Raw genomic sequence first — 20,459 nt, 5'->3', positions numbered from 1 at the left:
GCAGGCGTGATCGATATCAACGAGTCCGTGATGCAGGTCCTTCTGGCGTTGATCGTCGTCGGCCCGCTCATCGGCGCCGCCGCCGCTCTCCTGCCGGCCCCGCCGGGGCTGAAGGGGAAGTCACCCGAGCAGGCCGTGCTCCGGCACGGCGTCACCGTGACCGGCGCGGTCCTCATCGCCGCGATCGTCCTCGCGCTCGGCTTCGACCACGACCAGCCGTCGAAGATCCAGGCCAGTACGGACATCAGCTGGATCCCGGCACTCGACGTACGCATCCACCTCGGCATCGACGGCATCTCCCTCCCCCTGGTGGTCCTGACCGCGCTGCTGGCCTTCCTCTGCGCCCTCTACTCCTCCTCCAAGCCGCCCACGGGCCCGTCCCCGAAGGCGTTCGTCGCCCTGGTCCTCGTCCTGGAGTCCGGCACCCTCGCGACCTTCGCCGTCCTCGATCTGCTGCTGTTCTTCCTCGCGTTCGAGACGGTGCTCATCCCGATGTACTTCCTCATCGCCCGCTGGGGCGGTGAGCAACGCACACAGGCCGCCTGGAAGTTCATCCTCTACACCCTGCTCGGTTCCGTGGTCATGCTGCTGGGCCTGCTCCTGATCGGAATCAAGGCGGGCACATTCGACATGGTGGCACTCGCCACTGACAGTCACCCCGGACTGACCACCACCGTGCAGGTCGTCGCCGCTCTGTCCATCGGGATCGGACTAGCGGTCAAGACCCCGATGTGGCCGCTGCACAGCTGGCTGCCGGACGCCCACACCGCCGCCCCGACCGTCGGCTCGGTCCTGCTGGCCGGCGTCCTGCTGAAGATGGGCACCTACGGGTTCGTCCGCATCCTGCTGCCGATCACCCCGGACGGGTTCCGCACCTTCGCGCCCTACCTCGGCGCCTTCGCGGTCGTCGGCATCGTCTACGGCTCCCTCGCCTGCCTCGCCCTCGCCAAACAGGGCGCGAAGGGCGACCTCAAGCGCCTCATCGCGTACTCCTCCGTCGGCCACATGGGCTTCGTGCTGCTCGGCATCGCCACGATGACCCCGACCGGCGTGAACGGCGCCCTGTTCGCCAACATCGCCCACGGCCTCATCACCGGCCTGCTGTTCTTCCTGGTCGGCGCCCTCAAGGACCGCACCGGCACCACCGACCTGGACACCCTCGCCCAGGAGACCGGCGCCGCCCTCTACGGCAGGGCCCCACGCCTCGGCGGCCTGCTCGCCTTCGCCGCCGTCGCCTCCCTCGGACTGCCGGGACTCGCCGGGTTCTGGGGCGAGATGCTGGCGCTGTTCGGCGCGTTCGAGCCCGCCGAGGGCCTCAGCCGCTCGGCCTTCCTCACCTTCATGACGATCGCCGCGTTCGGCACCCTCCTCACCGCCGCGTACCTGCTGATCGTGGTCCGCCGCGTCTGCATGGGCGCCGCCCCGCACCCGGACGCCCCCCGGCTCGCGGACGTACAGCCGTACGAGTTCGCGGCCTGGACCCCGCTCGTCGCCCTCACCGTCCTCGCCGGCCTCTGGCCCGCGGCCCTCCTCGGTCTGACCGACCCGGCCGTGCAGCAGCTCCTCGCAGGAGGCACCCGTTGAGCTACCTGGCCGAGTCCGTCGCCCAGTCGGTGGTCCAGTCCGTCGACTGGCTCGCCGTCGCGCCGCCCACCATCGCCGCGGTCGTCGGCCTCGCCGTCCTCGTCGCCGACCTGTTCACCGGCGAGACGAAGCAGGCGGTCCTCGGCTGGACCTCCGTCGCGGGCCTCGTCGTCTCCCTGCTGGCCCTGCTGCCCCTCCTGGACGGCGACCGCGCCACCTTCTGCCTGACCGGCTCCCCGGACGTCTGCAGCTACACCGCCGACCGCTTCACCCTGGTCGTGCAGTTCCTGGTCCTCGGCGGCGCCCTCCTCGCCGCCCTGCTGTCGCTGACGGCCCTGACGGACGAGAAGAAGACCCTGCCCGCGGGGGAGTTCTGGTTCCTGCTGCTGTCCTCCGCGGCCGGTGCGGCGCTGCTGCCCGCCTCCCGCGACCTCGCGACCCTCGTCGTCGCGCTGGAGGTCGCCTCGCTGCCCGCCTTCGCCCTCGTCGGCATCCGGCTCGGCGACAGGCGGTCCTCCGAGGCCGCCCTGAAGTTCTTCCTGTCGTCCGTCACCGCCACCGCCGTCAGCCTGCTCGGCATCAGCTTCGTCTACGCCACGACCGGCACCCTCTACCTCACCGAGATCGCCGACCGCGTCCAGGACGTCGACGGCCAGTTCCACACCCTCACCCAGGCCGGCGTCGTCCTCACCCTCATCGGCTTCGCCTTCAAGACCGCCGCCGTCCCCTTCCACTTCTGGGTCCCCGACACCTACGTCGGCGCCCCCCTGCCCGTGGCCGCCTACCTGTCGGTCGTCGGCAAGGCGGTCGGCTTCTCCGGGCTGATCCTCATCACCGTCGTCGCCCTCCCGTCGTACGCCGACGTCTGGGGCCCCGCCCTCGTCGCCCTGGCCGCGCTCACCATGACCGTCGGCAACCTGGGCGCGCTCGCGCAGCGCTCCACGCGCGCGTACAGCGCGGTCCGGCTGCTCGCCTGGTCCTCCGTCGGCCAGGCCGGCTACCTGCTCGTCCCGATCGCGGCGGCCGCGTACGCCGACAACACCGAGGACGCCCGGAAGGCCGTCGGCTCCACGGTCGCGTACGCCCTGATGTACGCGGTGGTGAACCTGGGCGCCTTCGCCGTGGCCGCCCTGGTCGGCCGTACGAAGACCCTGAACCGTCTCGACGACTACCGCGGCCTGCACGCCTCCCGTCCCCTGTCCGCCCTGCTCCTGGCCTTCTTCCTGCTCTGCCTCGCGGGACTGCCGCCGGGCGTCATCGGCCTGTTCGCCAAGGTCACCGTCTTCTCGGCGGCCGTCGACGCGGGCCTCGGCTGGCTGGCCGTCGTGATGGCCGTCAACGTGGTGATCGCCCTCTTCTACTACCTCCGGTGGACGGCGCTGCTGTTCCGCGCCCGCGAGGAGGACGCCGAGGGCGCGACCACGGGCGAAGGCGCCCAGGTTCACCACCGCGTCCCGGCGCCCCTGACCGCCGCCCTCGCCCTGACCGGCATCGTCGGCATCGCCCTGTCCGGCGCACCCCAGCTCGTCCTGCGTTTCGCGGGCATCGGTCTCTTCTAGGACCCGGGCGGCCGGCCCGCCCCACCCGGACGGCCCACCGGCAGGGCCGCGCGCACAAGGGAACTAGTGCCTCCCGCCTGGCGTTGACCAGTACGGGAAGGTCCACTGAGAGGTGGAGTCGACAGCGACCAGCAAGCAAGGGGTTCCCCTGCCGCACGACTTGGAGGGCGTACCGTGCACCGCCGGCACAACGGGCTCAGGACCGCCGTACTCCTCGGGGGACTGTCCGCACTCATCATCGTCATCGGAAGCCTGTTCGGCCGTGTGGGCCTCGTCATCGCGGTCGTCGTCGCCCTCGGCACGAACGCGTACGCGTACTGGAACAGCGACAAACTGGCTCTACGCGCGATGCGTGCCCGCCCGGTCAGCGAGTTCGAGGCCCCGGCGCTCTACCGCATGGTCCGCGAACTCTCCATGCAGGCCCGGCAGCCCATGCCCCGCCTGTACATCTCCCCGACGGACGCCCCGAACGCCTTCGCGACCGGCCGCAACCCGCGCAACGCGGCCGTGTGCTGCACGGACGGCATCCTGCGCCTGCTCGACGAACGCGAGCTGCGCGGCGTGATCGGCCATGAGCTGAGCCACGTCCACAACCGGGACATCCTCATCTCGTCGGTGGCCGGTGCCCTCGCCTCCGTGATCATGTTCCTGGTGAACTTCGCCTGGCTGATCCCCATCGGCCGCTCGGACGACGACGACGGCCCCGGCCTCCTCGGCATGCTGCTGATCATGCTGCTGGGCCCGCTGGCCGCGTCCCTCATCCAGCTCGCCATCAGCCGCTCCCGGGAGTACGAGGCCGACGCCTCCGGCGCCCACCTCACCGGTGATCCACTTGCTCTCGCCAGCGCCCTTCGCAAACTGGAAACAGGGACCAAGCAGCTGCCGCTGCCCCCGGAGCCCCGGATCGAGACCGCGAGCCACATGATGATCGCGAACCCCTTCCGGCCCGGCCAGGGATTCTCCAAGATGTTCTCGACACATCCGCCGATGGCGGAACGCATCGCCCGACTCGAGAAGATGGCAGGTCGCCCCCAGTGAAGACCATTCTGAACATCATCTGGCTGATCCTCAGCGGCTTCTGGCTCTTCGTCGGCTACCTGTTCGCAGGGTTGCTCCTGTGCATCACGATCATCGGCATCCCGTTCGGCATCGCCTCGTTCCGCATCGGCGTCTACGCCCTGTGGCCCTTCGGGTACAGCGCCGTCGAACGCCGTGACGCGGGCGCGCCGTCCTGCGTCGGCAACATCCTGTGGCTGCTCCTGGCGGGCTGGTGGCTGGCACTGACCCACATCGTCACGGGCCTGGTGCTCTGCGTCACGATCATCGGCATCCCCTTCGGCATCGCCAACTTCAAGCTCGTGCCGGTCTCCCTGATGCCGCTGGGCCGCGAGATCGTCCGCTCCGACCAGCCCTTCGCCCAGCAGCGCTTCTAGCACCTGTCGCCCGGCCGCGGGGGGTCCACCGCAGCGGCCCTACCCGCTGCGTCCGGCCCACCACCGCCGTACGCCGTACGCCGCCGCCCCCACGCCCAGGACGGCGGCGCCCGCGCCCACCGACGCCGCCGGCAGCGCGAACGCCAGCACGGCGCACCCGACCAGCCCGATCACCGGCACCACGCGCGCGAGGGGCGCCGAACCCAGCGTCCAGGCGGACGCGTTGGCGATCGCGTAGTACGCCAGGACGCCGAAGGAGGAGAACCCGATCGCGCCCCGGACGTCGGCCGTGGCGGCCAGCACGGCGACCACCGCGCCCACGGCCAGCTCCGCCCGGTGCGGCACCTGGAAGCGCGGGTGCACGGCGGCCAGGGCGCCCGGCAGATGCCGGTCACGGGCCATGGCGAGGGTGGTGCGGGAGACGCCCAGGATGAGCGCCAGCAGCGACCCCAGCGCGGCCACCGCGGCCCCCGCCCGCACCACGGGCACCAGACCTGGCACCCCGGCCGCCCGCACCGCGTCGGCCAGCGGCGCGGTGGCGTGTCCCAGTCCGCCGGAGCCCAGCACCGCGAGAACCGCGACGGCGACAGCCGCGTACACGACCAGCGCGATGCCCAGCGCGAGCGGGATCGCGCGCGGGATGGTGCGCGCCGGATCCCGCACCTCCTCGCCCAGGGTCGCGATCCGCGCGTACCCGGCGAACGCGAAGAACAGCAGCCCGGCCGCCTCCAGCACCCCGCCCACGCCCCCCGACGCACCGCCGCCCAGCCGTCCCGCGTCGGCCTCCCCGGAGCCCAGGCACACGACCACCACGGCCGCGAGGACCGCGAGCACCACCGCCACGATCACCCGCGTCAGCCACGCCGACTTCTGGACGCCGCCGTAGTTCACGGCTGTCAGCGCCACCACGGCCGCCACCGCCACGGCGTGCGCCTGCCCCGGCCACACGTACGTCCCCACGGTGAGCGCCATCGCCGCGCACGAGGCCGTCTTGCCGACGACGAACGCCCAGCCGGCCAGATACCCCCAGAACGCGCCGAGCCGCTCACGCCCGTACACGTACGTGCCGCCCGACGCCGGGTACCGGGCCGCCAGCCGCGCCGACGACATCGCGTTGCAGTACGCCACGACGGCGGCGGCCGCGAGTCCGAACAACAGTCCCGACCCGGCAGCGCGCGCGGCGGGCCCCAGCGCGGCGAAGATCCCCGCGCCGACCATCGACCCGAGGCCGACGACCACCGCGTCCCCCACCCCGAGCGTGCGGCGCAGCTCGGCGCCCGATCCGGCCTGTGTCATGCGCCGCACCCTACTGACCACCGCAACCGTCGGATGTCGCGTCGGCGTCCTCCCGGACAACAGGGAAGAACGGCATGGTGCCCGGTCTCCGTGTGGGGGGAAACACAGCACGGCCGGCGCGGCTGTACGGCACGAAAGGGCAGGTTCACGGCATGAGCATCATCGGCTGGATCGTTCTGGGGCTGTTGGCCGGCGCCATCGCCAAACTCCTGCTGCCGGGCCGGGACCCGGGCGGCTTCATCGGCACGACCCTCATCGGGGTCGCGGGCGCGTTCATCGGCGGCTGGATCTCCGCCCGCTGGCTGGACCGCCCGATCTCCGAGGACTTCTACGACGGCGCCACCTGGGCGGCCGCGATCGGCGGCTCCCTGGTCCTGCTGATCGCCTACCGCATCCTGTTCGGCCACTCGCGCCGCTGAGCACGTCCGTCGCACGCGAACCCGGGTCCGGCCCGGGTCCGCGTGCGGACGGTCACCGGTAGTTGACGAACTGCACCGCGAAGTCGAAGTCCTTGCCCTTGAGGAGGCTGATCACGGCCTGCAGGTCGTCCCGGCTCTTGGAGCTGACGCGCAGCTCGTCGCCCTGGACCTGGGCCTTGACGCCCTTGGGGCCCTCGTCGCGGATGATCTTCGCCACCTTCTTGGCGTTCTCCTGGGAGATGCCCTCCTCGATCGACGCGAAGAGCTTGTACTCCTTGCCGGACAGCTGGGGCTCACCCGCGTCCAGCGACTTCAGGGAGATCCCGCGCTTGATCAGCTTGGACTGGAAGACGTCGAGGATGGCCTTGACCCGGTCCTCGGAGTTCGCCTCCATCAGGATCTTCTCGCCGGACCACGAGATCGAGGCGCCGACGCCCTTGAAGTCGTAGCGCTGCGAGATCTCCTTGGCGGCCTGGTTGAGGGCGTTGTCGACCTCCTGCCGCTCGACCTTCGAGACGATGTCGAAACTGGAGTCGGCCATGTCCTGTGGCTCCTTGAATTCGAGGTGTCGGGGGGCGACAAGCCTAGCCACCCCGGCCGCCGCGAGTACTGATCAATCAGGTGGCGGAGCACCCCCGGGCATCAGGTATCGTTTACGTCGTTGCCACAGAGCACCGCCGAAAAGCGGTTCGAAGGGCAGCATCCCAGGCGGTGTGCCCGAGTGGCCAATGGGAACGGACTGTAAATCCGTCGGCTATGCCTACCCAGGTTCGAATCCTGGCGCCGCCACGTGGAGGGAAGCCCCTCCGGACTGTGCAAGCAGTCCGGAGGGGCTTCTTCGTGTGCGTGGGTGTCCGGGAGTGTCAGTACGGCCGGGCACACTGACCGCATGTCATCGCGTCGCAGGAACTGCCCCGAGTGCCGTCGTGAGATCGCCGTCGTGGCGGGGCGGTTCGCGCGGCACGATCCGCCCGGAGCCGCCGGGGAGCTGGTGTCGTGCCCCGGGTCGCGCAGGCAGGCCCTGATCGGAGCGGCCCAGCCCGCGCTCGACGGGTACGTCGTGCCCGAATTCCCCGGTCAGCTGCCGCTGTTCTGAAGACCGGGGGACACCCTCCGGTGTCTCAGTTGCCCGCCACCGACTTCACGGCCACGGACACGGGCGTCGAGCCGCTGACGAGTTCCAGGGTCAGACCGGCGGTCGCCGGGGTCTCCAGGAGTTCGGCGAGGGTGGCGGCCACGTCGTCGCGCGGGACGGGGCCCCGGCCCGTGGACGCCTCCAGACGGACGAGGCCCGTGCCGGCGTCGTCCGTCAGCATCCCCGGGCGCAGGATCGTCCAGTCCAGCGCGTCCAGACCGCGTACGTACGCGTCGGCCTCGCCCTTGGCCCGCTGGTAGACGTCGAAGATCTCGTCGCCCTCGTGCGCCGGGTCCGCGCCCATGGACGAGACGACGAGATGACGGCGCACGCCCGCGCGTACCGCGGCGTCGGCGAACAGGACCGCGGCGCCGCGGTCGACCGTGTCCTTGCGGCCCGCCCCGCTGCCCGGTCCGGCGCCCGCCGCGAACACGGCGGCGTCCGCGCCCCGCAGATGCGCGGCGACCTCCTCGACCGACGCCGACTCCAGATCGCACAGCACCGGTTCGGCACCGGCCGCGCGCAGATCGTCCGACTGCTCGGCGCGGCGGATGATCCCCGCGACCTCGTGACCCCGTGCGGCGAGCAGTCGCTCCAGCCGCAGCGCGATCTGACCATGACCTCCGGCGATGACAATGCGCATGACTCCGACCGTACGCCCGAACGGACGCGACCGCCGCACAACCATCCGGCCGTCCCGGGCGTCTCACCCGTGTTCGCCGTGCCGGCGGACAACGGAACCACGGGGGGAAACATCACCGCCATGCGTACAGCCACGCGCAACAAGAACGTCGTACGCCGTGCCTTCACCGGTGCCGGCTGCGCGGCGGCCGTGCTCGTCACGGTGGCCGCGTGCGGCACCGTCCAGAACCTCACCGCGGGTCAGAAGGTCGACGGCGCCGTCGAACGGCTGGGCGAGCAGAAGTCGCTGGCCTTCGGGATGCGGCTCGACGCCGACCCGAAGGACCTCACCGCGCTGATGGGCGAGGACGGCGAGGAGATGCCGCCGGGGATGACGAAGTTCCTCACCGGCCTGCGCGTCGACGTGTCGGTCACGTCGAAGAAGCCGCTGGCCGAGTCCGGTGAGAAGGACATCGCCGGAATGGGCATGAAGGTCTCCGGCCACGACGGTGTGCTCGTCGAGTACCGGGTCGTCGGCGACTACACGTACTACCGCGCCGACATGGAGGCCATGGGCGAAGCGATCGGCCTTCCGTTCCCGAGCGCCGACGAACTGCCCGAGAGCGAGCAGCACTTGCGGCCCGTCCTCGAAGGCGACTGGGTCAAGGTGAACAACGCCGAGCTGCGCAAGGACGCGGGGGCCGGTGCCGGCCCGGGCGGCTCCGACGAGGTTGACGCCAAGACCCAGAAGAAGATGCTGGACGCCGTCCGTGGCGTCGTCGCCCGCGAGGTCGGCTTCAAGACCAAGGACAGCGGCGACGGCACCGAGGTCGTCACGGCCAAGGCCAACTTCCGCGACCTGCTCACCGGCATCGTCGACAAGCTCCAGCCGCTGGAGGGCGAGCTGCCGCCGGGAGCCGAACTCCCCACGGCCAAGGACATGAAGGACGCGCCGAACAAGAACGTCGCGGTCGACTTCACCCTCAAGAACGGCGACCTGACCCGGATCGAGACCGACCTCGCCGTCCTCGCCGACGACCCCGAGGGCGCCAAGGCCCCCCTGGTCCTCACCTTCGGCAAGGCCGGTGACATCAAGGCACCCAAGGGCGCTTCCGAGCTCCCCCTCGACGAGTTCGGCGGCCCCTTCGGCGGCGCGCTGTTCGGCGTCTGACACACCGGCGGGCCCGCAGCACGGGGGAGCGGGCACCCGCCCTCGCGGGCACGCGCGCAAGGAGGCCGGAGAACCTCCACGCGCGCGTGCCGCCCGCCCGGGTACGGGGCGCGGGTACGGCCCTTCACCCCCGCCCCTGCCGCGGCAGATCCACCGCCGCCCCCGCCCCGCCCGCCGCCGAGCCGCAGTACTCCCGTACCGCGCTGGTCCGCGCCACCACGCGCCCCCGGTGCACGACGACGCGGCTGTACCCGAGCGAGAGCACGCCCGCGAGCCGGGTGCCGCGCACGGCGAGGAGTTCGGCGGGGAAGCCGGCCTCGACGCGCACCTCGGGCAGACCGAGCCCCGCGCGCGCCACCCCGCTGACGGCGTCGTACGCCTCCTCGGGCCGCAGCCCGTACCGGGAGGCGAGCAGGAACGCGGCCTCCAGGGGGTCCCCGCGCCCGACGGGGTTCGACACGTCCCGCAGCGCCCCGCTGCCCGCCGCGACGCGCACCCCGGCCGCCCGCAGGAGCCGTACGGGGGCGGTCTCCCGGCCGTCCACGGTCCCGCAGCCGCCCTGCGGGAGGCAGACGACGGTCACGCCGGCCGCCGCGAGCTGGTCGGCGGCCCGTGCGGCGGCCTGCGCGGGAAGACGGCTCAGACCGCCGCACGGGCCCAGCGTGACGCCCGGCCGCAGGCCCCCCGCCATGGCCGTGAGCCGGGCGAGGCGGGCCGGGTCGTCGCCGTCGGTGTGCAGGTCGACCGGGCAGCCGTGCTCGGAGGCGATCTCCAGGACCGCCTCCACGTACCCCGTGGGATCGGGGTCCAGGTCCGGGCAGCCGCCGACCACCGAGGCGCCCATCTTCACCGCGTCCCGCAGGATCGCGAGCCCGTCCGCCCCGGCCACCCCGGTCAGTACCCGGGGCATCGCCACCGTCGTCAGCTCCGCGAGCCCGCGCAGGGTCTGCCGCGCCCGGAGCACCGCCGCCAGCGCCTCCAGACCCTGGACGTCGCCCACGCGCACATGCGAGCGGACGGCCGTGGCGCCGTGCCCGAGCTGCAGCAGCGCGGCCTCCGTGGCCCGGCGCTGGACGTCCTGGCCGTCGTGGGGGACCGGGCCCTCGACGTCGGCCGACAGGGCCGTGTCGCCGTGGGCGTGCGGCTCCGCGGGGGCCGGCAGGAGCAGATGGCCGCCGAGGTCCACCCGGGTGGCGGGTGTCCCGGACGCGGCGGGTCCCGCGCCCAGGCTGCCCGCCGTGCCGACCGCCTCGATCCGCCCGCCGCCCAGCCGTACGTCCACCACCCGGCCGTCGGTCAGCCGCGCCCCGCACAGCAGCAGGGCGCCTGCCTCGTCCGGGCCGGACGGCGGGCCGGAGGAGGAGGGGGACGGCTGCGGCTGGCTGTCGGGCATCGCACTCCCCGGGGGACACAAGATCACGCAGAGTGAGTCGAGCCTAGGCGGGCGGCACCTCCCCGTCGCGGAGGAGCGCAATAGTCGTACCGGTGTGCCTTTCCTGCCGGAGGCGCGCCGCGACGCGCCGGGGAGGGCCGGTGCCGAAGGGGCGCGTGGGGCCCGCGTGGCCTGGGTGAACGGCTCGGGAACGGCGCGGGAGCGGCCCGGCCGACCGCTCCGGAGGACGGCCGGAGGACCGCCGGGCGGCCCATGGATGCGGGCCGGGAAACGGATTTGGGCGATCGGCGGTGGGGCGTGTAATGTCTTCATCGCTCGCCCCAATAGCTCAGTCGGCAGAGCGTCTCCATGGTAAGGAGAAGGTCTACGGTTCGATTCCGTATTGGGGCTCTGGTGTGAAGGGTTCCCGTCGCAAGGCGGGAACTGATCGCATCACAGCGGTGTAGCTCAGTCGGTAGAGCAAGCGGCTCATAATCGCTGTGTCACCGGTTCAAGTCCGGTCACCGCTACTGACAGTAGCCGATTGCGGGGTCGGTCCTTCGATCGGCTACTCTTCTATGCGTTAAACCCTGTCCCATCCGTTCGTCAAGGAGCACTCACGTGGCTGCCACCGACGTCCGCCCGAAGATCACGCTGGCCTGCGTGGAGTGCAAGGAGCGGAACTACATCACCAAGAAGAACCGGCGTAACAACCCGGACCGACTGGAGATGAAGAAGCACTGCCCGCGTTGCAACGCGCACACCGCGCACCGCGAGACGCGATAAATCAGGCTCGTACGCGAGGCCGTCCCCGAGAGATCGGGGGCGGCCTCGCGTCGTTGCACGACCCGTACCGGTCAGTACCGCCGTATCAGCCGTATCAGGGCCGCGTACCGCCCGCCCTGTCCGCCGAGCAAGCAGGAGGTGCCGAGTCGATGGCGCTCGACCAGTCCTTCGTGGGGCGTTCCTACCCGCCCACCGACCCCTACGAGGTCGGCCGGGAGAAGATCCGCGAGTTCGCTGAGGCCGTGGGGGACACCAACCCCGTCTACACCGACCCGGAGGCCGCCAAGGCGCTCGGGTACGCCGATGTGATCGCCCCGCCGACCTTCGTGTTCTCGATCACCTTCAAGGCGGCCGGACAGGTCGTCCAGGACCCCCAGCTGGGCCTCGACTACAGCCGGGTGGTGCACGGCGACCAGAAGTTCGCCCACAAGCGCCCGGTGCGCGCCGGCGACCGCCTCACGGTCACCTCGACCATCGAGGCGATCAAGTCCCTGGCGGGCAACGACATCCTGGACATCCGCGGCGAGGTCCACGACGAGTCCGGCGAGCACGTCGTGACCGCCTGGACCAAGCTCGTGGCCCGTGCGGCCGAGGGGGCGTGAGGATCCGATGACCGCCAAGATCTCCTACGACGACGTCGAGGTCGGCACCGAACTGCCGCCGCAGACCTTCGGCGTGACCCGCGCCACCCTGGTCCGGTACGCGGGCGCCTCCGGCGACTTCAACCCGATCCACTGGAACGAGCGGTTCGCCAAGGAGGTGGGCCTCCCGGACGTCATCGCGCACGGCATGTTCACCATGGCCGAGGCGATCCGTGTCGTCACCGACTGGACCGGCGACCCGGGCGCGGTCGTCGAGTACGGCGTCCGCTTCACCAAGCCCGTGGTCGTCCCCGACGACGACGAGGGCGCGAGCATCGAGGTCAGCGCCAAGATCGGCGCCAAGCTCGACGACAACACCGTCCGCGTCGACCTCACGGCCATGAGTGCCGGGCAGAAGGTCCTCGGCATGTCCCGGGCCGTCGTACGCCTGCCCTGACCGCCCACGCGGCCCGGCCGCACCCCACGGTCCCCCGCCCCTCCCGGGTGCGGGGGTCTCGTACTCTTGAGCCCGTGCAGGAACTCCACGACGCCCCCCTCGCCCCGCTGACCACCTTCCGGCTGGGCGGGCCCGCGCGCCGGCTGATCACCGCGACCACCGACGACGAGGTGATCGCCGCCGTCCGCGAGGCCGACGACACCGGTACGCCGCTGCTGCTCATCGGCGGCGGCTCCAACCTGGTGATCGGGGACCAGGGCTTCGCCGGGACCGCGCTGGTCGTCGCCACGAAGGGCTTCGCGCTCGACGGGACACGACTGGAACTGGCCGCCGGCGAGGTGTGGACCGACGCGGTCGCCCGGACCGTCGAGGCCGGACTCGCCGGCATCGAGTGCCTGGCCGGCATCCCCGGCTCGGCCGGCGCCACCCCGATCCAGAACGTCGGGGCGTACGGCCAGGAGGTCGCCTCCACCATCACCGAGGTCGTCGCCTACGACCGCCGCACCCGCGAGACGGTCACCGTCCCGAACGCCGAGTGCGCCTTCTCGTACCGCCACAGCCGCTTCAAGGACGAGCCCGAGCGGTACGTCGTCCTGCGGGTCCGGTTCGAACTGGAGGACGCCGGCGGCCTGTCGGGACCGGTCAAGTACGCCGAGACGGCCCGCACGCTCGGCGTCGATCCCGGCGACCGGGTGCCCCTGGCCCGGGCCCGCGAGACCGTGCTGAAGCTGCGCGCCGGGAAGGGCATGGTCCTCGACCCCGAGGACCACGACACCTGGTCCGCCGGGTCGTTCTTCACCAACCCGATCCTCGACGACGAGCAGTTCGCCGCGTTCCACGCGCGCGTGCGGGAGCGGCTCGGTGCGGACGTCACCCCGCCCGCGTACGCCGCCGGGGACGGCCACACCAAGACCTCCGCCGCCTGGCTGATCGACAAGGCGGGCTTCACCAAGGGGTACGGCACCGGCCCCGCCCGGATCTCCACCAAGCACACCCTGGCCCTCACCAACCGGGGCGCGGCCACCACCGAGGACCTGCTGGCGCTGGCCCGCGAGGTCGTGGGCGGAGTCCGGGACGCCTTCGGCATCACCCTGGTCAACGAGCCGGTGACGGTCGGCGTCAGCCTCTAGGCCCCTTCACCCGCAGGGCCGGCCAGCCAGTCGTCCACCCCGGACAGCAACTTCGCCCGCTCGGCCTCCGGCGCCGCCGACGCCCGGATCGACTGCCGGGCCAGCTCGGCCAGTTCCGCGTCCGTGAAACCGTGGTGATGCCGGGCGATCTCGTACTGGGCCGCGAGGCGGGAGCCGAACAGCAGCGGGTCGTCCGCGCCGAGCGCCATCGGCACCCCGGCCTCGAACAGCGTGCGCAGGGGGACGTCCTGGGGCTTCTCGTAGACACCGAGCGCCACGTTCGAGGCGGGGCAGACCTCGCACGTCACGCCCCGGTCCGCGAGCCGCTTCAGCAGCCGCGGGTCCTCCGCCGCGCGCACGCCGTGCCCGATCCGTGAGGCGTGCAGATCGTCCAGGCAGTCCCGCACCGAGGACGGGCCGGTCAGCTCACCGCCGTGCGGCGCCGACAGCAGACCCCCCTCGCGCGCGATCGCGAAGGCCCGGTCGAAGTCCCTCGCCATGCCCCGGCGTTCGTCGTTGGAGAGCCCGAAACCGACCACGCCCCGGTCCGCGTACCGCACCGCCAGCCGGGCCAGCGTGCGCGCGTCCAGCGGGTGCTTCATCCGGTTCGCGGCCACCACCACCCGCATCCCGAGCCCGGTCTCCCGCACGGTGGTGTCCACCGCGTCCAGGATGACCTCCAGCGCCGGGATCAGCCCGCCCAGCCGCGGCGCGTACGACGTCGGGTCCACCTGGATCTCCAGCCAGCCCGAGCCGTCCCGCACGTCCTCCTCCGCGGCCTCCCGCACCAGCCGCTGGATGTCCTCGGGCCCTCGGACGCACGAGCGGGCCGCGTCGTACAGCCGCTGGAACCGGAACCACCCCCGCTCGTCCGTGGCCCGCAGCTTCGGCGGCTCCCCGCCGGTCAGCGCCTCGGCGAGCGCCTCGGGCAGCCGCACCCCGTACTTGTCGGCCAGTTCCAGCACGGTCGTGGGCCGCATCGACCCGGTGAAGTGCAGATGCAGATGGGCCTTGGGCAGTTCAGAGAGATCACGTACACGCTCCATCGCCCGATCCTGCCGCACGCCCCCGCCGTCCCGGTAGCGGAATCCCCGAACGTGGTCCGGCTCGCACGAACGACAGGGGGCCGCCCACCGGAATCGGTGGACGGCCCCCTGTCGACACACCTCAGTCCCGGGCCTCCGCCAGGAGCTTCTGGATGCGGGAGACACCCTCGACGAGATCCTCGTCACCCAGGGCGTACGACAGCCGCAGATAGCCGGGGGTGCCGAAGGCCTCGCCCGGGACGACCGCCACCTCGGCCTCCTCCAGGATCAGCGCGGCCAGCTCGACCGTGTCCTGCGGGCGCCTGCCCCGGATCTCCTTGCCGACCAGGTCCTTCACCGAGGGGTAGGCGTAGAACGCGCCCTCGGGCTCCGGGCAGAACACGCCGTCGATCTCGTTGAGCATCCGCACGATCGTCCGGCGGCGGCGGTCGAACGCCAGCTTCATCTCCTCGACGGCCGCCAGGTCGCCGGAGACGGCGGCCAGCGCGGCGACCTGGGCCACGTTGGAGACGTTCGACGTGGCGTGCGACTGCAGGTTGGTCGCGGCCTTCACGACGTCCTTCGGGCCGATGACCCAGCCCACACGCCAGCCCGTCATCGCGTACGTCTTCGCGACACCGTTGACGACGATGGTCTTGTCGGCCAGCTCGGGCACGACCACCGGCAGCGAGTGGAACTCCGCGTCGCCGTAGACCAGGTGCTCGTAGATCTCGTCGGTCAGGACCCACAGGCCCTTCTCGGCGGCCCAGCGGCCGATCTCCTCGATCTGCGCGCGGGTGTAGACCGCGCCGGTCGGGTTGGAGGGGGAGACGAACAGCAGCACCTTCGTGTTCTCGGTGCGGGCCGCCTCCAGCTGCTCCACGGAGACCCGGTAGCCGGTGGTCTCGTCGGCGACCACGTCGACCGGGACACCGCCGGCGAGACGGATCGACTCCGGGTACGTCGTCCAGTACGGCGCCGGGACGATGACCTCGTCGCCCGGGTCGAGGATCGCGGCGAAGGCCTCGTAGATGGCCTGCTTGCCGCCGTTGGTCACGAGGACCTGCGAGGCGTCGACCTCGTAACCGGAGTCGCGCAGGGTCTTGGCGGCGATCGCGGCCTTCAGCTCGGGCAGACCGCCGGCCGGCGTGTACCGGTGGTACTTCGGGTTCTTGCAGGCCTCGACGGCCGCCTCGACGATGTAGTCGGGGGTCGGGAAGTCGGGCTCGCCGGCGCCGAAGCCGATCACCGGACGCCCGGCGGCCTTGAGGGCCTTGGCCTTGGCGTCCACGGCGAGGGTGGCGGACTCGGAGATCGCGCCGATGCGCGCGGAGACCCGGCGCTCGGTGGGAGGGGTTGCAGCGCTCATGGGCCCCATCGTTCCAGACCGGAAACGCGCCGCACACGCGGGTTTCACAGACTGAACAGCGACGGAACAACCGTCCGTATCCGCGGCCGGAAACGGTCGATCTTCGGCGGGCAACGCCCCTGCGGACGCTTTCTGTTCGACGACAGCCCTCGGACCACGTATGCTCTGTCCTCGTTGGTCTTCACCGGCCGCGCCCGTCAGGTGCACACCGTGCACTCGGTCGGATGCGGTACGTTGGTGGAGAACCGCAAAGGGTCGTAGCTCAATTGGTAGAGCACTGGTCTCCAAAACCAGCGGTTGGGGGTTCAAGTCCCTCCGGCCCTGCTACACACTCCTCACGCCAGGATGTGTGCGCATGTACGTACAGCAATGTTCCGCCGTGCGGCTCAGACCGGGCGCGGCACGGCCACGACCCGGACCGGAATCAGGTGAGGATGAATGACGGACGCCGTGGGCTCCATCGACACGCCTGATGCCCAGGACGAGGTGCCCGAGGACAAGAAGAAGACCCGCAAGGGCGGCAAGCGTGCCAAGAAGGGCCCGCTGAAGCGCCTCGCGCTCTTCTACCGCCAGATCATCGCGGAGCTGCGGAAGGTCGTCTGGCCGACCCGCGCCCAGCTGACGACGTACACCTCCGTGGTCATCGTCTTCGTCGTCATCATGATCGGCCTTGTCACTGTGATTGACTTCGGCCTAGACAAGGCCGCCAAGTACGTCTTCGGCGGCTGAGCCGAAAGCGAAGGGCGCCGCGACTTGGCGCCCCTTTTCGCATGTTCCACCCCCATGATCCAGGAAGAAGCAGCCACGTGTCTGACCCGAACCTGAAGGACGCCATGGAGCCTCGCGGTGAAGGTGCCGAGTCCGTGGACGACGAACTCGACATCGTCGAGGGAGCGGACTCCGAGGACGGCGTCGACGAGTTCGAGACTGCCGAGGCCGAGGCGGGGGAGCCGGCCGAGGAAGAAGCCGTGCACGTCGAGGACGACACCGACGTCGAGGACTCCGAGGACGAGGACGCCGAAGAGGCCGTCGAGGAGGAGACCGAGCCGGTCGACCCCGTCGAGGCCCTGCGTGAGGAACTGCGGACCCTGCCGGGTGAGTGGTACGTCATCCACACGTACGCCGGCTACGAGAACCGCGTGAAGACCAACCTCGAACAGCGTGCCGTCTCGCTGAACGTCGAGGACTTCATCTTCCAGGCCGAAGTGCCGCAGGAAGAGGTCGCGCAGATCAAGAACGGCGAGCGCAAGACGATCCGCCAGAACAAGCTGCCCGGCTACGTCCTCGTCCGCATGGACCTGACGAACGAGTCCTGGGGCGTCGTCCGCAACACCCCCGGCGTCACCGGCTTCGTGGGCAACGCCTACGACCCGTACCCGCTGACCCTGGACGAGATCGTCAAGATGCTCGCTCCGGAGGCCGAGGAGAAGGCCGCCCGCGAGGCCGCCGAGGCCGAGGGCAAGCCGGCTCCCGCCCGCAAGGTCGAGGTCCAGGTGCTGGACTTCGAGGTCGGCGACTCGGTCACCGTCACGGACGGCCCGTTCGCCACGCTGCAGGCGACCATCAACGAGATCAACGCGGACTCGAAGAAGGTCAAGGGCCTCGTGGAGATCTTCGGCCGCGAGACGCCGGTCGAGCTGTCGTTCGACCAGATCCAGAAGAACTAGCCGGTCACCGGCTCCTTCCTGGACCGCCGCTTCCGAGCAGGTCAGACGGGCTGTCAAAGCCTGTCTGACCTGCTCGGTTTTTGGCCGCGCATCTATACCCGCTATCGTTGTGCGGTATGCCTTCATCTGGCCGCGAACCGGATGAGGGCGCACTCGAATCGAAAGGACCCGGAGAGCAATGCCTCCCAAGAAGAAGAAGGTCACGGGGCTCATCAAGCTCCAGATCAACGCCGGTGCGGCGAACCCCGCCCCGCCGGTCGGCCCCGCGCTCGGTCAGCACGGCGTCAACATCATGGAGTTCTGCAAGGCCTACAACGCCGCGACCGAGTCGCAGCGTGGCTGGGTGATCCCGGTGGAGATCACGGTCTACGAGGACCGCTCCTTCACCTTCGTCACCAAGACGCCGCCGGCCGCGAAGATGATCCTCAAGGCCGCGGGTGTCGAGAAGGGCTCCGGCGAGCCGCACAAGACCAAGGTCGCCAAGATCACCGAGGCGCAGGTCCGCGAGATCGCCACGACCAAGCTCCCCGACCTCAACGCCAACGACCTGGACGCGGCGTCCAAGATCATCGCCGGCACCGCCCGTTCCATGGGCATCACGGTCGAGGGCTGAGTTCCCCCTTCGTAGAACCTCGCGGCAGCCGTCGACGGCGGCCGCGCGTGGCAGGGCCTGCTCGGCCCGTACCACGACTCCTTTCAAGAACACACAGGAGCAGTTGTGAGCAAGCGCAGCAAGGCTCTCCGCGCTGCGGACGCCAAGGTCGACCGGGACAAGCTCTACGCCCCGCTCGAGGCCGTCCGTCTCGCCAAGGAGACCTCCACGTCCAAGTTCGACGGCACCGTCGAGGTCGCCTTCCGTCTGGGTGTCGACCCGCGCAAGGCCGACCAGATGGTCCGTGGCACCGTGAACCTCCCGCACGGCACCGGTAAGACCGCCCGGGTCCTGGTCTTCGCGACCGGTGACCGTGCCGAGGCCGCGACCGCCGCCGGCGCCGACATCGTCGGCTCCGACGAACTGATCGACGAGGTGGCGAAGGGCCGTCTGGACTTCGACGCCGTCGTCGCCACCCCGGACCTCATGGGCAAGGTCGGCCGCCTCGGCCGCGTGCTCGGTCCCCGTGGTCTCATGCCGAACCCCAAGACCGGCACCGTGACCCCGGACGTCGTGAAGGCCGTCAACGACATCAAGGGCGGCAAGATCGAGTTCCGCGTCGACAAGCACTCGAACCTGCACTTCATCATCGGCAAGACGTCGTTCGACGACACCAAGCTGGTGGAGAACTACGCCGCGGCGCTGGAGGAGATCCTCCGTCTGAAGCCGTCGGCCGCCAAGGGTCGCTACATCAAGAAGGCCGCGATCAGCACCACGATCGGCCCCGGCATTCCGGTCGACTCCAACCGCACCCGCAACCTCCTCGTCGAGGAGGACCCGGCCGCCGTCTGAGCCTGACGCTCACGGCAGCCGCGTCGCGGTCGCACAGCCCTGGCACGAGCCCCGCAGCCTTTCGAGGCGGCGGGGCTCGTGTCGTTCGCCGCCGTGTACCTGTACGGCTGTCCGCGCGTCTCTCCGTGCGTCCGTGCGTCCGCGGGGGAGTCGTAATGCCCACGACAGCCGCCGTCCGGCGGCGCTAGTGTCCCTGCCGTCCCACACGGGTGGGGCGTGAGGTTCCAGGGGGACAGATGAGGTTGGCCGGACACGGCTCCGTACGTCGTCACAGAGCCGTCGGCATCGCCGTCGTGGCCGCGCTGCTGGGCGCAGCCACCGCCTGCGGCGCGGAGCCGGGGGCGGAGACCGGGACGAAGCCGAAGACGCCCGCGGAGGCCGAGACCAAGCCCGCGACGCCCGCCGAGGCCGTGGCCCGGGCCGCGGAGCGGACGACGGACATCGCGTCGCTGCGCTACCGGGTCACCGGGACCCTGCCGGAACACGGGAAGATACGGGCGGAGGCGGCGATGACCGCGCGGCCGACCGCGATGCGGATGGACCTGACCGGGTGGGGCCCGACCGAGGGCAAGGCCCTGGAGGTGCGGTTCGCCGACGGGGTCATCTACGCCGAGGGGGACACGGCCGCCGTCGGCGCCCCGGACAAGCAGTGGATCAGCGCCGGGCCGGCCGTGTGGGGACGCGGCGGAGCGGACAACAACACGTACCGCGTGCTGCCCGCTCCGCTGGAGGCCAGCCCGCTCGCGCAGTCCACGCTCCTCACCGGCGCGAGCAAGGTCGCCGAGGTCGGCGCCGAGACGGTCGAGGGCGGCGGGGCCACGCACTACCGGGGCACCGTCACCTTCAAGAGCCTGCGGGCCGCCCAGGCGGCCGCCAAGGACAAGGCGACCCGGGAGCTGCGGACGACCAGCCTGGACCAGTTCATGATGCTGGGCATCGAGAAGACGCTCACCGTGGACCTGTGGGTCGGCGGGGACGGCCGGGCCGAGCGCTACCGGCTCCGGGGCGAGACCCGCGTCCTGAAGGAGGGGCGCATGGTCGACGGGGGCCCGCTCGACCTGACCGTCACCCTCCTGGACGTCGGCCGGCCGGTGACCGTCGAGACCCCGCCGGCCGAGGACACGGTCGACCTCGCCGAGCGGGTGGACGGGGCCACGGAGGGCTGAGCGGGGGCCTCCGGGGGCGGATTTGCCCGAGAGGGACACGGTCCCGTACTCTTCCGAGGAAGCCAAAGACCGCTGGTCGTTGCCGTGTGCTCGTGAGAGGGCGCGGTGGCCGAAGGATCCGCTGAACCGCGGACGACCCGCGCAGGTGACTGTGGAAGTTGCTCCTGGTCCGGTTCCGTCTTGTGCGGGATTCGTCCGGTCGAGCCACGCCCCGTGCGCCTGCGCCGGGGCGTTTCGTTTTCCC

The 20,459-nt window shown here is 71.1% G+C and carries 22 protein-coding genes and 4 tRNA genes; 20 read left to right on the top strand and 6 right to left on the bottom strand.

The window, feature by feature from the left end:
* Positions 1-6 precede the first annotated feature (6 nt).
* From PYR72_RS20085 to PYR72_RS20070, 4 genes are all read left to right on the top strand, one after another.
* Positions 7-1,584, top strand: a complete 1,578-nt coding sequence (locus PYR72_RS20085; RefSeq protein ID WP_275456595.1) for an NADH-quinone oxidoreductase subunit M — start codon at positions 7-9, stop codon at positions 1,582-1,584.
* Complete coding sequence (locus PYR72_RS20080; protein WP_275456594.1) at positions 1,581-3,143, top strand: NADH-quinone oxidoreductase subunit N; 1,563 nt, start codon at positions 1,581-1,583, stop codon at positions 3,141-3,143. The genes PYR72_RS20085 and PYR72_RS20080 overlap by 4 nt, the downstream gene beginning before the upstream one ends.
* A 174-nt stretch (positions 3,144-3,317) precedes the next feature.
* Positions 3,318-4,181, top strand: a complete 864-nt coding sequence (gene htpX, locus PYR72_RS20075; protein WP_275456593.1) for a zinc metalloprotease HtpX — start codon at positions 3,318-3,320, stop codon at positions 4,179-4,181.
* A complete protein-coding gene (locus PYR72_RS20070; protein WP_013001455.1) occupies positions 4,178-4,576 on the top strand; it encodes a YccF domain-containing protein in 399 nt (132 codons plus the stop codon). Before htpX ends, PYR72_RS20070 begins: the two co-directional genes overlap by 4 nt.
* Positions 4,577-4,615: 39 nt before the next feature.
* Here PYR72_RS20070 and PYR72_RS20065 read toward each other — a convergent pair whose 3' ends face one another.
* Positions 4,616-5,872 carry an APC family permease gene (locus PYR72_RS20065; RefSeq protein ID WP_275456592.1) on the bottom strand — a complete coding sequence of 419 codons (1,257 nt, stop codon included), beginning with the start codon at positions 5,870-5,872 and terminating at the stop codon, positions 4,616-4,618.
* A gap of 152 nt (positions 5,873-6,024) precedes the next feature.
* Between PYR72_RS20065 and PYR72_RS20060 the strand changes: the two genes are divergently transcribed.
* Positions 6,025-6,291: a GlsB/YeaQ/YmgE family stress response membrane protein gene (locus tag PYR72_RS20060; protein WP_059079086.1), complete on the top strand. Its 267-nt coding sequence runs from the start codon at positions 6,025-6,027 to the stop codon at positions 6,289-6,291.
* A 52-nt stretch (positions 6,292-6,343) separates the two neighbouring features.
* Here the strand turns inward: PYR72_RS20060 and PYR72_RS20055 are convergent, their stop codons facing one another.
* Complete coding sequence (locus tag PYR72_RS20055) at positions 6,344-6,832, bottom strand: YajQ family cyclic di-GMP-binding protein (protein ID WP_059079085.1); 489 nt, start codon at positions 6,830-6,832, stop codon at positions 6,344-6,346.
* A gap of 166 nt (positions 6,833-6,998) precedes the next feature.
* On the opposite strand from PYR72_RS20055, the gene PYR72_RS20050 reads away from it, so the two are divergent.
* Positions 6,999-7,080 (top strand) — tRNA-Tyr (locus PYR72_RS20050).
* A gap of 100 nt (positions 7,081-7,180) precedes the next feature.
* A complete protein-coding gene (locus PYR72_RS20045; RefSeq protein WP_275456591.1) occupies positions 7,181-7,387 on the top strand; it encodes a hypothetical protein in 207 nt (68 codons plus the stop codon).
* Between the two features lie 25 nt (positions 7,388-7,412).
* On the opposite strand, the gene PYR72_RS20040 is transcribed toward PYR72_RS20045, so the two are convergent.
* A complete protein-coding gene (locus tag PYR72_RS20040; protein ID WP_013001450.1) occupies positions 7,413-8,069 on the bottom strand; it encodes an SDR family oxidoreductase in 657 nt (218 codons plus the stop codon).
* A gap of 120 nt (positions 8,070-8,189) precedes the next feature.
* Here PYR72_RS20040 and PYR72_RS20035 point away from each other — a divergent pair, with 120 nt between their 5' ends.
* Positions 8,190-9,218, top strand: a complete 1,029-nt coding sequence (locus PYR72_RS20035; RefSeq protein WP_275456590.1) for a hypothetical protein — start codon at positions 8,190-8,192, stop codon at positions 9,216-9,218.
* 124 nt (positions 9,219-9,342) lie between these two features.
* Here the strand turns inward: PYR72_RS20035 and PYR72_RS20030 are convergent, their stop codons facing one another.
* On the bottom strand, positions 9,343-10,611 hold the full coding sequence (locus tag PYR72_RS20030; RefSeq protein WP_275456589.1) for an amidohydrolase family protein: 1,269 nt from the start codon (positions 10,609-10,611) through the stop codon (positions 9,343-9,345).
* A gap of 317 nt (positions 10,612-10,928) precedes the next feature.
* Here PYR72_RS20030 and PYR72_RS20025 point away from each other — a divergent pair.
* The 6 genes from PYR72_RS20025 to PYR72_RS20000 all read left to right on the top strand — a co-directional run bounded on the left by PYR72_RS20025 (position 10,929) and on the right by PYR72_RS20000 (position 13,544).
* Positions 10,929-11,001, top strand: a tRNA-Thr gene (locus PYR72_RS20025).
* Positions 11,002-11,047: 46 nt separating this feature from the next.
* Positions 11,048-11,120 (top strand) — tRNA-Met (locus PYR72_RS20020).
* A 91-nt stretch (positions 11,121-11,211) separates the two neighbouring features.
* Positions 11,212-11,376: a 50S ribosomal protein L33 gene (rpmG, locus tag PYR72_RS20015; protein WP_003948671.1), complete on the top strand. Its 165-nt coding sequence runs from the start codon at positions 11,212-11,214 to the stop codon at positions 11,374-11,376.
* A 149-nt stretch (positions 11,377-11,525) separates the two neighbouring features.
* Positions 11,526-11,978: a MaoC family dehydratase N-terminal domain-containing protein gene (locus PYR72_RS20010; RefSeq protein ID WP_275456588.1), complete on the top strand. Its 453-nt coding sequence runs from the start codon at positions 11,526-11,528 to the stop codon at positions 11,976-11,978.
* Positions 11,979-11,985: 7 nt separating this feature from the next.
* Complete coding sequence (locus PYR72_RS20005; protein WP_275456587.1) at positions 11,986-12,414, top strand: MaoC family dehydratase; 429 nt, start codon at positions 11,986-11,988, stop codon at positions 12,412-12,414.
* Positions 12,415-12,488: 74 nt separating this feature from the next.
* Positions 12,489-13,544, top strand: coding sequence for a UDP-N-acetylmuramate dehydrogenase (locus tag PYR72_RS20000; protein WP_275456586.1), 1,056 nt, complete (start codon positions 12,489-12,491; stop codon positions 13,542-13,544).
* Here the strand turns inward: PYR72_RS20000 and PYR72_RS19995 are convergent.
* Entirely contained in the window at positions 13,541-14,590 is a 1,050-nt protein-coding gene (locus PYR72_RS19995) for an adenosine deaminase (RefSeq protein ID WP_275456585.1), read from the bottom strand. The genes PYR72_RS20000 and PYR72_RS19995 overlap by 4 nt on opposite strands.
* A 121-nt stretch (positions 14,591-14,711) precedes the next feature.
* A complete protein-coding gene (locus PYR72_RS19990; RefSeq protein WP_275456584.1) occupies positions 14,712-15,938 on the bottom strand; it encodes a pyridoxal phosphate-dependent aminotransferase in 1,227 nt (408 codons plus the stop codon).
* 251 nt (positions 15,939-16,189) lie between these two features.
* Here PYR72_RS19990 and PYR72_RS19985 point away from each other — a divergent pair.
* From PYR72_RS19985 to PYR72_RS19960, 6 genes are all read left to right on the top strand, one after another.
* Positions 16,190-16,262 (top strand) — tRNA-Trp (locus PYR72_RS19985).
* 114 nt (positions 16,263-16,376) lie between these two features.
* Positions 16,377-16,667, top strand: coding sequence for a preprotein translocase subunit SecE (gene secE, locus PYR72_RS19980; RefSeq protein ID WP_059079078.1), 291 nt, complete (start codon positions 16,377-16,379; stop codon positions 16,665-16,667).
* Positions 16,668-16,744: 77 nt separating this feature from the next.
* A complete protein-coding gene (gene nusG / locus PYR72_RS19975; protein WP_275456583.1) occupies positions 16,745-17,605 on the top strand; it encodes a transcription termination/antitermination protein NusG in 861 nt (286 codons plus the stop codon).
* A gap of 178 nt (positions 17,606-17,783) precedes the next feature.
* Positions 17,784-18,218 carry a 50S ribosomal protein L11 gene (rplK, locus tag PYR72_RS19970; protein WP_005481290.1) on the top strand — a complete coding sequence of 145 codons (435 nt, stop codon included), beginning with the start codon at positions 17,784-17,786 and terminating at the stop codon, positions 18,216-18,218.
* Positions 18,219-18,323: 105 nt separating this feature from the next.
* Positions 18,324-19,049: a 50S ribosomal protein L1 gene (gene rplA / locus PYR72_RS19965; RefSeq protein ID WP_184904681.1), complete on the top strand. Its 726-nt coding sequence runs from the start codon at positions 18,324-18,326 to the stop codon at positions 19,047-19,049.
* 236 nt (positions 19,050-19,285) lie between these two features.
* Positions 19,286-20,215, top strand: a complete 930-nt coding sequence (locus PYR72_RS19960) for a hypothetical protein (protein WP_275456582.1) — start codon at positions 19,286-19,288, stop codon at positions 20,213-20,215.
* Positions 20,216-20,459 lie beyond the last annotated feature (244 nt).

This window comes from Streptomyces sp. VNUA24 (assembly GCF_029167005.1).
In the GTDB taxonomy this organism is placed as follows: domain Bacteria; phylum Actinomycetota; class Actinomycetes; order Streptomycetales; family Streptomycetaceae; genus Streptomyces; species Streptomyces scabiei.
The sequence above is the reverse complement of the archived record's forward strand: the minus strand, read 5'-3'. Positions and strand labels throughout refer to the sequence as shown.

Excerpts from the sequence above, each read along its gene's own strand:
- PYR72_RS20060 (WP_059079086.1), top strand. The coding sequence starts at position 6,025 with ATGAGCATCATCGGCTGGATCGTTCTGGGGCTGTTGGCCGGCGCCATC.
- PYR72_RS20010 (WP_275456588.1), top strand. The coding sequence starts at position 11,526 with ATGGCGCTCGACCAGTCCTTCGTGGGGCGTTCCTACCCGCCCACCGAC.
- PYR72_RS20040 (WP_013001450.1), bottom strand. The coding sequence starts at position 8,069 with ATGCGCATTGTCATCGCCGGAGGTCATGGTCAGATCGCGCTGCGGCTG.
- PYR72_RS20030 (WP_275456589.1), bottom strand. The coding sequence starts at position 10,611 with ATGCCCGACAGCCAGCCGCAGCCGTCCCCCTCCTCCTCCGGCCCGCCG.
- rplK (WP_005481290.1), top strand. The coding sequence starts at position 17,784 with ATGCCTCCCAAGAAGAAGAAGGTCACGGGGCTCATCAAGCTCCAGATC.
- PYR72_RS20035 (WP_275456590.1), top strand. The coding sequence starts at position 8,190 with ATGCGTACAGCCACGCGCAACAAGAACGTCGTACGCCGTGCCTTCACC.
- PYR72_RS20005 (WP_275456587.1), top strand. The coding sequence starts at position 11,986 with ATGACCGCCAAGATCTCCTACGACGACGTCGAGGTCGGCACCGAACTG.
- PYR72_RS20045 (WP_275456591.1), top strand. The coding sequence starts at position 7,181 with ATGTCATCGCGTCGCAGGAACTGCCCCGAGTGCCGTCGTGAGATCGCC.
- PYR72_RS20055 (WP_059079085.1), bottom strand. The coding sequence starts at position 6,832 with ATGGCCGACTCCAGTTTCGACATCGTCTCGAAGGTCGAGCGGCAGGAG.
- secE (WP_059079078.1), top strand. The coding sequence starts at position 16,377 with ATGACGGACGCCGTGGGCTCCATCGACACGCCTGATGCCCAGGACGAG.
- PYR72_RS19995 (WP_275456585.1), bottom strand. The coding sequence starts at position 14,590 with ATGGAGCGTGTACGTGATCTCTCTGAACTGCCCAAGGCCCATCTGCAT.
- PYR72_RS20065 (WP_275456592.1), bottom strand. The coding sequence starts at position 5,872 with ATGACACAGGCCGGATCGGGCGCCGAGCTGCGCCGCACGCTCGGGGTG.
- PYR72_RS19990 (WP_275456584.1), bottom strand. The coding sequence starts at position 15,938 with ATGAGCGCTGCAACCCCTCCCACCGAGCGCCGGGTCTCCGCGCGCATC.
- PYR72_RS19960 (WP_275456582.1), top strand. The coding sequence starts at position 19,286 with ATGAGGTTGGCCGGACACGGCTCCGTACGTCGTCACAGAGCCGTCGGC.